The sequence below is a fragment of the Pseudomonas nicosulfuronedens genome (genome assembly GCF_005877905.1).
Classification (GTDB): Bacteria; Pseudomonadota; Gammaproteobacteria; order Pseudomonadales; family Pseudomonadaceae; genus Pseudomonas; species Pseudomonas nicosulfuronedens.
Window position 1 is genome coordinate 1 of the sequence record NZ_SWDV01000072.1, and the last position, 10,037, is coordinate 10,037.

A 10,037-nucleotide genomic window follows, 5' to 3' on the forward strand; every position below is an offset into this window, starting at 1 on the left:
ACCTGTCCGCCTCCAGTCTCAGCACGGGCGATGTATGGGGGTCGCTGCTGGCGCTGATCGCCTTCTACAGCCTGCTGCTGGTGGTGGAGATGTACTTGAGGAAGCGAAAAGTCTGGAACTACATTGGCTTGGTCATGAGCTGCATTTTTTTTCAGCTAATGAGTTCGACCTTCCTGCACATGCCGGCGTTAAGGGAGCTCAATGCAAGACCAGTCGGGCCAATGGGGCAGAAGATGGATTTTCTTATACAGACCGACGTAGGGCTTGGAATGGTTACTGTCGTTTTGCTGACACTAACGGCATATCTCTATGCGACCTTGCTGAAAACCATTTACGCACATCTGACACACGTGAACGGATAGCAGGCGGAAAATCAGTGGCGACAAGGGCACGTAGTGCCCAGATTATTTTTCGTACTTTGCACGTCCACTACTGGCCGATAACAGTCCCTGCCGAGTGGCCTCGCCCTGACAGCTCATTGGCAGCAACCGAACGCACCCGCGTCCCTAGGCACTGCCGAGTGACCGTAACCATTTATTGCGCAGCGTCCTCATCGAATAAGGGCGCGATCCCCCGCCCTGAACCTCCGCCCCTGCCCTGAAATGGCCGCCAGTCACGGCGGGCAGCCGCTGCGAACTCACCTGACGCGCGTCGAGGAAACCCGGAGATAGGCCAGTCGAGCCGGCAAGCCAGAGCGCCTGCCATCGCGTTGTCATAAAAATTTCACAGGACCCGATCACAGTATGGCAGCCCGATATCAAAAGGATTGCCCTCGATGAAAAGCTTTGTGAAATCTGCTGCGATCGCCGTTACGCTGTCCATGTGTGCCACTTCCGTCGCCTTTGCCGACGAAAGCGTCCGCCTGACCGGCTCTGGCGCCAGCTTCCCTGCGCCGATCTACCTGACCTGGTTCAAGGACTTCAGCAAGAAATCCGCTGGCGTCACCGTGGACTACCAGTCCAAGGGCAGCGGTGCGGGCGTACAGGATTTCCTCAACAAGACCGTGGACTTCGCGGCCAGTGACTCGGCCATGAAAGACGAGGACATCGCCAAGGTTGCCGAAGGCGTGCAACTGCTGCCGATGACCGCCGGCGAAATCGTCCTGGCGTACAACCTGCCGGGCAGCCCCAAAGGGCTGAAACTGCCGCGCGACGTTTACTCCAACATCTTCCTGGGCAAGATCACTCAGTGGAACGACCCGCAGATCGTCGCGGCCAACCCTGAGCTGAAACTGCCGGCCCTGCCGATCACCGTTGTCGTGCGTGCGGATTCCAGCGGCACCACCGCTGTGTTCACCAAGCACATGTCGACCATCAACCCGGAGTTCAAGACTGCCCTGGGTGAAGGCAACACCGTCAACTGGCCGGCCAGCGACAAATTCATCAAGTCGCCGAAGAACGATGGCGTGACCGCTACCGTTCGCCAGACCCCTGGCGCCATCGGCTACATCGAGTACGGCTTCGCCAAGCTGGCCAAGGTCGACTTCGCCCAGCTGCAGAACAAGGCCGGCCAGTACGTCGTGCCGAACGCAGAAAGCGGTGCTGCGGCGCTGGCTGCCGTGAAATTCCCGGAGAACCTGGTGGCCTGGCTGCCCGATCCGGACGGCGCCCAGTCCTACCCGATCACCTCCTACACCTGGATGATCTTCCGCAAGCACAACGAGAACCCGGCCAAGGCCAAGGCCATGCGTGAAATGGTCGAGTACGGCCTGACCGAAGGGCAGAAGATTGCTGATTCGATGGGCTACATCCCGCTGCCGCAAGCAGTCGTCGATCAGGTTCGCAAAGCTTCCGCCAACATCCAGTAACGCCTGCGAGTCTTCATCCGGTGTGGGCTGTCAGCCACGCCGGATGAGACCTCCACCTGTTCCGGAACTCTCCCATGACCCAACCTTTTGTCGTACCGGTAAATCCGGACTCTGCCTGCCAACCGCCATCCGCGAAGGATTTCCTGGTTGACCGGACCTTCCGTGCCATTGCACGTCTGGGTGTGGTCCTGATTCTGGTGCTGGTCGTTGCCCTCGTGTTCGAAGTCGGCCGCAAGGCCTTTCCGGGCATGGAGAAACACGGCCTGGACGTTCTCCTGGGTTCGGTCTGGGACGTCAACCAGGGCAAGTACGGCATTTTGCCGGCCATCTGGGGCACGCTCTACAGCGCACTGATCGCTCTGCTGATCGCAGGCCTGTTCGGCGTCAGCATGGCGATCTTCCTGACCCAGGATTTCCTCCCCGCCAAGCTTGCGGCGGTGTTCCGTACCATCGTCGAACTGCTCGCTGCCATCCCCAGCGTCGTTTATGGCCTGTGGGGGATCTACGTGGTGATCCCGGCCATTCGCCCGCTGACGGCGTGGTTGAACAGCGAACTCGGCTGGATACCCTTTTTCGGCACATCGTTGAGCGGGCCAGGCTTGCTGCCCGCCTCTCTGGTGCTTGCCATCATGATTCTGCCCACCATTGCCGCGGTCTCGCAGGACGCTCTTGCCAGCGTGCCGATGAAGACCAAGCAGGCCGCCTACGGGATGGGGACCACCCATTGGGAAGCGATCCTCAAGGTGATGGTGCCCTCCGCTGCCACCGGCATCTTCGGCTCCCTGGTCCTGGGCCTGGGCCGCGCACTGGGTGAAACCATGGCCCTGGCCATGCTGGTCGGCAACGCGAACACCATTTCCCTGTCGCTGTTTGCACCGGCCAACACGCTGGCAGCCTTGCTGGCGCTGAACTTCCCCGAAGCCGGGCCGAACGAGGTTGAAGTGCTGATGTATGCCGCACTGGTGCTGATGTTCATCACGCTGATCGTGAACGTACTCGGCTCCATGATCATGCTTTACGCCCAGCGGGGGACCAAGTAATGACCAGCCTCACTCCCACCGCATCCGCCCTGCCGAGCCTGCAGCGCAAGCTCGAGGGTCGTGCCCTGCGCAGCCTGGTGCTGACCACGCTGGTCTGGATCGGCGCCCTGCTGGCCAGTGTGCCGCTGATCTCCGTGCTCTACATGCTGATCACCCGCGGTGGTGCGCGACTGAGCCTGGAGGTCTTCACCGAACTGCCACCGACCGGCTTCGAGACCGGCGGCGGCTTCGGCAACGCGCTGGCCGGCACCTTCGTCATGGTCGGCATCGCCGCCGCCATTGCCGTTCCGGTTGGCATCATGGCAGCCGTCTTCCTGGCTGAGCTGGGGCCGGACAGCAAACTGGCGAGCGCCGCGCGCTTTGCCGCCAAGACGCTCACCGGCCTGCCCTCCATCCTGGCCGGGGTCTTCGCCTACGCCCTGGTCGTGATGACTACCGGTACCTACTCGGCTCCGGCGGGTGGCGTGGCATTGGCCGTGCTGATGCTGCCGATCGTCGTGCTCACGGCCGAAGAGTCGATGAAGATGGTGCCCAAGATCATGAAGGATGCCGCCTACGGCATGGGCTGCACCCGCGCCCAGGTGATCTGGAAGATCGTACTGCCTACCGGCCTGCCGGCGATCCTCACCGGCGTAATGCTGGCCGTGGCGCGCGCCGCAGGCGAGACCGCGCCGTTGCTGTTCACCGCGTTGTTCAGCAACTACTGGATCTACCACGACGGCAGCCTGGCAGTGATGAACCCCACGGCCTCGCTTTCCGTACTGATCTACAACTTCTCCGGCATGCCTTTCGACAACCAGCTCGAGCTCGCGTGGGCCGCATCGCTGGTGCTGGTGATGATCGTGCTGGTCGTGAACGTCATCAGTCGCATTTTTGGCAAGCCCAAGTTTTGAGATACGGAGCATCCGAATCGTGAACACTGCTACTGCACCGAAAGTCGCCCCGGTTGGCGCCGAGACCCAGGTGGTCATGGACTGCAAACTGGACAAGATTTTCTACGGCAACTTCATGGCGGTACGTGACAGCCACGTGCCGATCGAAAAGAACAAGATCACCGGTTTCATCGGCCCTTCCGGCTGTGGCAAGAGCACCGTGCTGCGCAGCCTGAACCGAATGAACGATCTGGTGCGCGGCTTCCGCTTCGAAGGCCATGTGCATTTCCTCGGGCAGGACGTCTACGGCAAGGGCGTGGACCCTGTCGTCGTGCGCCGCTACATCGGCATGGTGTTCCAGCAGCCCAACCCGTTTTCGATGAGCATCTTCGACAACGTCGCCTTTGGCCTGCGCCTCAATCGCTACAAGGGCGACATCGGCGACCGGGTCAAGCACGCACTGCAAGGCGCCGCGCTGTGGGATGAAGTGAAGGACAAGCTGAAGGTGAGCGGCCTGTCGCTCTCCGGTGGCCAGCAGCAACGCCTGTGCATCGCTCGCGCCATTGCCACCGAACCGGAAGTCCTGTTGCTGGATGAGCCGTGCTCGGCGCTCGACCCGATCGCTACCCGCCGTGTCGAGGAGCTGATGGTCGAGCTGAAGAAGGACTACACCATCGCGCTGGTCACCCACAACATGCAGCAGGCCATCCGTGTCGCTGACACGACGGCATTCTTCTCGGTGGACATTTCCCAGGGCACGCGCACGGGCTACCTGGTCGAAATGGGCGCGACGAAGCAGATCTTCGAAAGCCCGCGGGAAAAAATGACCGAGGACTACATCAGCGGCAAGTTCAGCTGAGTCGAACCCGCAGTCACATGAAGCCACACACCTCTTCTTCAGGGTTGCCCATGCCTGCCACGCGCCGTCTTGATCTGCGAGCGATTGAACGTGCGCTGCGTGAGGTGCAAGGCCGTTTCGGTGAGCTCAGCCAGTGCTTTACCGAGCCGCGTGATCCGTTCACCGATGAAGTGCTGCACAACGTGCTGGAGGGTTATGCCCTGATCGACGACTACGTCGCACGGGGCGTCGACCTGTTCGATCTCCAGCAGGTAAACCTGATGCTGGAGATCAACGCCACCGTGCTGTGCGGCCGAGACCCTGCCCGTCGGCTGGAGTTCGCGCCGCACCTGGCGGCCACCGAGGCGCACTTCTTCAACAACGTGGAAGGCGGCATCAAGGACCTGTTCAACTGGTACAGCGCGTATCGCAGCGAATCGGTGTGGAAGCGCGCGGCCGGTGTCTATGTGCGGATTCTGAGCAAACCGCAATTGTTCATCGAAGGTAACCATCGTAGCGGCTCGCTCATCGTCAGCTATCTGCTGATACGTGCCGGGCTGCCACCGTTCGTGCTGACCCTGGACAACGCCAAGGGTTATTTCAACCCGTCATCGGTCATACGCAACTCCGCCAAGCATGGCGTAAAGGCGCTATTCGAATTGCCCAAGATCAAGAAAAAGTACGCCGCCTTCCTCGAAGATCAGGCAGCGGATTCGCAGCGATTTTTCCTTGGCGAAAAACACGCCTCCGCCTGTCAGGGAGGTGCCTGATGAATACGCAGCCCATGCTCGCAACCTGCCTGGCCATCAAGGATCAGCTGTGGGACGCCATGAAAGGTTCCCTTGCGCCTTACCGGTTCGGACGCCCGCGCATACGGATTTCGTTCGATATCGATGACACCCTGGCCTGCCTTCCCCACCACAGCGACGTCGAATCCAGCAGGCTCCCGGTGTTCATTCATCGCTGGCTTGGCGAACCGCTGCGTATCGGGACCCGCTCCCTGACCCGGGAACTGCGCCGCCAGGGCTGCAGCATCTGGGTCTACACGTCCTCCGGCCGCACACCGTCCTATATCAGGCGCTGGCTGTTGTTGTACGGCATCCACGTCGACGGCGTGGTCAACAGCGTTCGGCACAACCAGGCCCTGACCGAGCGCGGGCTGGCGAACTCCCCCTCGAAACTTCCGCCGGCATTCGATATCGACCTGCATGTCGACGATTCCGAAGGCGTGAAGAGCGAAGGCCATGACCACGGTTTCCGCGTCGTTGTCGTGCGTCCGGACGATGAGCGCTGGGCACAGAAAGTTCTGGATTCGGTGGCTGAACTCCAGGAAATGCTGGATCGACAACAGCAGCCAATGGCTGCAGCAGCGTGAGCCGTCAACCCTGCGGCTCGTTGTTGACTGGCAGACGTCTTTACCCTGCCCATCGCCCGGAACCTGCAGCTTCGCGGATGTCGCTCCTTAGCCGACACCCTCAAGGTTACGCCCCGGCTTAGTACACCGTGCGGGTGCCTCGCCACCTCATCGATGCACTCCCCCGCTCAGCTGGCCATTCCAGGCCAATCCAATCGCCTCCGCACATCAGGCTGCTGAAGACCCCCTGTCGAATTGCCCTGCCCCGGCGCCGCTGAACTTTGACAGCATGATCTCCCAGGTCGCATGCTGAGCGAATACGTGACGCCCCATGAGTCGCCAGCGCCTCAGCGCCGTGGGCGATCAGTTGAAGTACAAGTCTGTTCACCTGACTTCCGGCGCCAGCGCCCATGCCTGACCTCTCGCACATCCACCGCCACTTCACCGAGTTGGTGATCAGCCCCATCACCAACCAGCTCACCGGCCTCTTCGACCTCAGCGGCCGCGTCGGCGTGGTGTTCCTGTTGTGTTCCTACGCCATCGCCTACGCCCTGTTCCGCTTCCGCCGGCAGCGCGGGCTGACGCAGGCGACGTCGTTCTGGCAGTTCATTGGTGGTGCGCGGGTGAATCTGCATCGCTCGGCGCTGCTGGATTACCGCTACTACCTGGTGCGCGGGATTCTCAACGTGGCGCTGATGGTGCCCATCGTCGGGATCATCGATCCGTACATCCTGCGCTCAGGCGATTACATTGCCTTCTTCACCCACCTGTGGGGTGCGCGACCACAGGTGGGCGAGAACCTCGGGCTGTCGCTGCTCTATGGACTGGGGGTGTTCCTGGTCAGTGACTTCAAGAACTACTGGGTGCACCGGGCCTTCCACTCGCGCTGGCTGTGGGCCTTCCACAAGGTGCATCACTCGGCGGCAGTGCTGACGCCGATCACGGCGAGCCGCGTGCACTTCGTGGAGAAGCTGGCAGCCAACCTGGCCGGGACCGTGCTGCTGGGCGTCTACGCCGGCATTTTCTGGTACGCGTGCGGCGGCCAGATCAGCGCCTACACGCTGTTCGGCGTGACCTACATGATCCTGCTGTTCAACGTGCTGGCGACCAACCTGCGCCACAGCCATGTGTGGCTGTCGTTCGGGCCGCTGGTCGAGCACGTGATCAACAGCCCCGCCCAGCACCAGATCCACCACAGCGACGCGCCCCGCCACTTCAACCGGAACTTCGGCATCAACCTGTCGCTGTGGGACTGGATGTTCGGCACGCTCTACGTCACCCAGCGCGCGCCGGAGCCAATCCAGTTCGGCGCGGGGGAACACGACGATGCGCGGTATTCGTCGTTGTGGAGCCTGATCGTAACGCCGTTCGTGGAGACGGTGCGGAAGGTAACAATGGCGAGGAACCAGAGAGTACGGCCCTCCGATCGCCCCGCACGGAATCGCCACAGATGAAGGTCAATTCTATGGCCAACCTGATCTCATTCGTTGAACAGTAGCTGCTGACGGAATGCTCCGTTTCCGAAGCTTTTCGGATAACCGCGGGGATCAATCATTTGTTGGACACGCTGCAGAATGTTTCCTTCCTCGTAAAGAATCTGGCAGGACGCCTGATCGAATGCGCTTCGTAGCAGTGGTTTGACTTGAGCCACTGCATCAGAGGGTGCGCAGACACCAACGGTGACGATGTCGAGTTGATCCGTAGGGTCCTTATACAGATCAAACGCCAGCAAACTCTCCGGTTGATGGCTGCTGAGGAATGCATACACATCGCCATGCCCCGTCGGCGTCCGATCGAAGTACAGGTCGTACAACGCCGCAATCCGACTCTCACCTCCCGCTGCAAACCATCACTCCTGTCCGCACGCCCCCTGGAATCCCACCTTGCCGCTGAGCGCCCAAGGCAAGGAGCCAAGTAAATTTCCATTAATAATCAATTAGTTATTTCGTTACCGACGCTTTTTTTACCCCGCCCAATCATTAGCTTCCCACTTGAAGGATATGCATGTTAGATTATTTTTAGGAACGATGTTCACATATATGAACACACAAAGCAAGCTTGGCCAAAAGGAAGGCGCCCCGCAAGCAACCGTCTGATCTGCAATTTCATCGTTCAAATATGCGAACAAAAAATAGAACGTCCGCAAACGGACAAACCTCACCAATAAATCCAAGAAAGGTTTGTGATGATGAAAAGAGTGCTTACAGGACGGGTGGCTGCGCCGCCCCGTCTGCTTACCATGGCCACCGCGCTGCTAGCGGCCGGACACGCACATGGGTTCAATGTCGACCTGGGAGACTCCGACTTTCAACTGCGATGGGATAACACTGTCCGATACAACTGGGGTATGCGCCTGCAGGACCAAAGCCATTTGGTTGACCGCGCTGGGGGCGGCGCCTATGACCAAAGCAACGCGAGTTTTGGCAAGTACGACACCATCACCAACCGCCTCGACCTTCTCACCGAGCTGGATCTCAGTTACCAAGGCAAGTACGGAGCACGGTTAAGCGCTGCTGGTTGGTACGACGAAGCCTATGACGGTAAGAACCCCGCGCACGTACCTAGCGGCACCAGCTATGTGGACAATAAGTTCACGAACGTCGTAGAGCGCTATTACGCCGGCCCATCCGGCGAGTTCCTCGATGCTTACGTGTACGGTCGATTCGATCTTGGCGAAATGCCTGTCGATGTGCGTGCGGGGCAGCATGCCGTTATCTGGGGTGAAGCACTTTTTGGCAGCACGAACGCCATCTCCTACTCGCAAGCCCCTAGCGACCTACGCAAAACCACGGCCAACCCAGGGGCATCAGCCAAGGAAACCGCACTTCCGATCGATCAGATCTCGACGATGGTCCAGTTCAACGACCAATTGGTCTTCGCAGCCCAATACCTGTTCGACTGGAAACCCAACCGAATCGCAGAGGGCGGCACCTACTTTGCTGGGGCGGACTCAATTCTCGAAGGGCCGAACGTAGGCCGTGGAAAGTCGATCGATGGTGACAAGGGCGACTTCGGCCTGTCCCTTCGCTGGCGCCCTGATTGGTTCGACGGCACTCTCGGCGCCTACTATCGCAAGTTCGATGAAAAGTCTGCTTGGGTATCGCAGCTCGACGCCTCCACCGGACTCGTACGTGCGGTGTACGCAAAGGACGTTGATCTCTATGGACTGAGTATCAGCTCCAACATCGGAGGCGTATCCGTAGGCGGTGAACTCTCGTATAGGGAGAACATGCCCCTGAACTCTAGCGGGGCTGCGGCAGACCAATCACACCGACTCGAAGGTGCGAAGGGTTCGACATGGCATGCAGTGCTTAACGCCGTTCAGACTTACGGCGACACCTCAGTCTTCGATTCGGCGAGCCTTTCCGGAGAGCTCTCTTGGGCACGACTGGACAAGGTGACTGACAACGCCAACGCGTACCGTGCTAAGGGATACAACGCCGGCTGCAACCAGGACGCCAAGCTCCGAGGTTGCTCAGATGACGATTTCTATAGCGCCTCGGTGTCCTTTATCCCCGTGTGGACTCAAGTCTTCCCCAGTGTGGACCTCAAGCTCCCGCTATTCCTGTCGCGCAACATAAGCGGTAACGCTCCCACCAACGGTGGCGGAAGTGAAGGATTCACCACCGCTAAGGTCGGCATTTCGGCGGAAGCCTATGCCCGACATTTCGTGGATCTGGCCGTTACCTACTACGACCAGAAAAGTAGCGACTCGCGAAATCTGATCCTCGGCCCGCCTTATCAAGACAAGGCCTGGGTCTCGCTCACCTACCAGACGACCTTCTGATCTGCTGATGCTCTCGAGGAATCCCTTATGGACATGACCAAAGTTTTCGCCTGCGCTCTGACCACTCTTTGCATCTCATCAACGTATGCCGCAGTAGCTCCCGATGAGGCCGCACAACTTGGCAAGACCCTGACTCTTTTTGGCGCTGAACAGCACGGCAACGCTGACGGGAGCATTCCAGCATATGACGGAGGCCTTCCCACCTCCACAGCCCCCGCTGGATTCGTCAAGGATACCGGTAAGTGGGTCAATCCTTACGCTGAAGAGAAGCCCTTATATTCGATCACTGCTGCCAACATGGCCCAGTACGCCGACAAGCTGACGGAAGCGACGAAAGCA

10 protein-coding genes and 1 pseudogene are annotated in these 10,037 nt (G+C 59.8%); 10 read left to right on the forward strand and 1 reads right to left on the reverse strand.

All coding sequences use genetic code 11. The features are described 5' to 3' along the window. From FAS41_RS30930 to FAS41_RS29820, 8 genes are all read left to right on the forward strand, one after another. Positions 1–362, forward strand: a 362-nt coding sequence (locus FAS41_RS30930; protein WP_171049582.1) for a hypothetical protein, incomplete at its 5' end; no start/stop codon positions are given. Positions 363–775: 413 nt separating this feature from the next. Next, the gene (pstS, locus tag FAS41_RS29790) at positions 776–1,807 is read left to right on the forward strand and encodes a phosphate ABC transporter substrate-binding protein PstS (protein WP_138526867.1); all 1,032 of its coding nucleotides are present in this window, start codon (positions 776–778) and stop codon (positions 1,805–1,807) included. Positions 1,808–1,881: 74 nt separating this feature from the next. Further along, positions 1,882–2,847 carry a phosphate ABC transporter permease subunit PstC gene (pstC, locus tag FAS41_RS29795; protein WP_138526868.1) on the forward strand — a complete coding sequence of 322 codons (966 nt, stop codon included), beginning with the start codon at positions 1,882–1,884 and terminating at the stop codon, positions 2,845–2,847. Then, positions 2,847–3,740 (forward strand): phosphate ABC transporter permease PstA, encoded by an 894-nt coding sequence (gene pstA, locus FAS41_RS29800; RefSeq protein WP_138526869.1) that lies wholly within the window; start codon positions 2,847–2,849, stop codon positions 3,738–3,740. The genes pstC and pstA overlap by 1 nt, the downstream gene beginning before the upstream one ends. 76 nt (positions 3,741–3,816) lie before the next feature. Then, on the forward strand, positions 3,817–4,578 hold the full coding sequence (gene pstB / locus FAS41_RS29805; RefSeq protein WP_054911197.1) for a phosphate ABC transporter ATP-binding protein PstB: 762 nt from the start codon (positions 3,817–3,819) through the stop codon (positions 4,576–4,578). Between the two features lie 50 nt (positions 4,579–4,628). Then, positions 4,629–5,327, forward strand: a complete 699-nt coding sequence (locus FAS41_RS29810; RefSeq protein ID WP_138526871.1) for a hypothetical protein — start codon at positions 4,629–4,631, stop codon at positions 5,325–5,327. Between the two features lie 59 nt (positions 5,328–5,386). Then, a complete protein-coding gene (locus tag FAS41_RS29815) occupies positions 5,387–5,932 on the forward strand; it encodes a hypothetical protein (protein ID WP_138526876.1) in 546 nt (181 codons plus the stop codon). A 389-nt stretch (positions 5,933–6,321) separates the two neighbouring features. Continuing rightward, positions 6,322–7,365, forward strand: a complete 1,044-nt coding sequence (locus FAS41_RS29820; protein ID WP_138526872.1) for a sterol desaturase family protein — start codon at positions 6,322–6,324, stop codon at positions 7,363–7,365. 26 nt (positions 7,366–7,391) lie between these two features. On the opposite strand, the gene FAS41_RS29825 is transcribed toward FAS41_RS29820, so the two are convergent. Then, positions 7,392–7,724, reverse strand: coding sequence for a hypothetical protein (locus tag FAS41_RS29825; protein WP_138526873.1), 333 nt, complete (start codon positions 7,722–7,724; stop codon positions 7,392–7,394). Positions 7,725–8,099: 375 nt separating this feature from the next. Here FAS41_RS29825 and FAS41_RS29830 point away from each other — a divergent pair, with 375 nt between their 5' ends. Both FAS41_RS29830 and FAS41_RS29835 read left to right on the forward strand, forming a co-directional pair. Beyond that, positions 8,100–9,698, forward strand: coding sequence for a DUF1302 family protein (locus FAS41_RS29830; RefSeq protein ID WP_171049583.1), 1,599 nt, complete (start codon positions 8,100–8,102; stop codon positions 9,696–9,698). A gap of 27 nt (positions 9,699–9,725) precedes the next feature. Then, positions 9,726–10,037: pseudogene (locus FAS41_RS29835) on the forward strand (DUF1329 domain-containing protein); the annotation flags it as partial.

Excerpts from the sequence above, each read along its gene's own strand:
- pstS (WP_138526867.1), top strand. The coding sequence starts at position 776 with ATGAAAAGCTTTGTGAAATCTGCTGCGATCGCCGTTACGCTGTCCATG.
- pstC (WP_138526868.1), top strand. The coding sequence starts at position 1,882 with ATGACCCAACCTTTTGTCGTACCGGTAAATCCGGACTCTGCCTGCCAA.
- pstA (WP_138526869.1), top strand. The coding sequence starts at position 2,847 with ATGACCAGCCTCACTCCCACCGCATCCGCCCTGCCGAGCCTGCAGCGC.
- pstB (WP_054911197.1), top strand. The coding sequence starts at position 3,817 with ATGGACTGCAAACTGGACAAGATTTTCTACGGCAACTTCATGGCGGTA.
- FAS41_RS29810 (WP_138526871.1), top strand. The coding sequence starts at position 4,629 with ATGCCTGCCACGCGCCGTCTTGATCTGCGAGCGATTGAACGTGCGCTG.
- FAS41_RS29815 (WP_138526876.1), top strand. The coding sequence starts at position 5,387 with ATGAAAGGTTCCCTTGCGCCTTACCGGTTCGGACGCCCGCGCATACGG.
- FAS41_RS29820 (WP_138526872.1), top strand. The coding sequence starts at position 6,322 with ATGCCTGACCTCTCGCACATCCACCGCCACTTCACCGAGTTGGTGATC.
- FAS41_RS29830 (WP_171049583.1), top strand. The coding sequence starts at position 8,100 with ATGAAAAGAGTGCTTACAGGACGGGTGGCTGCGCCGCCCCGTCTGCTT.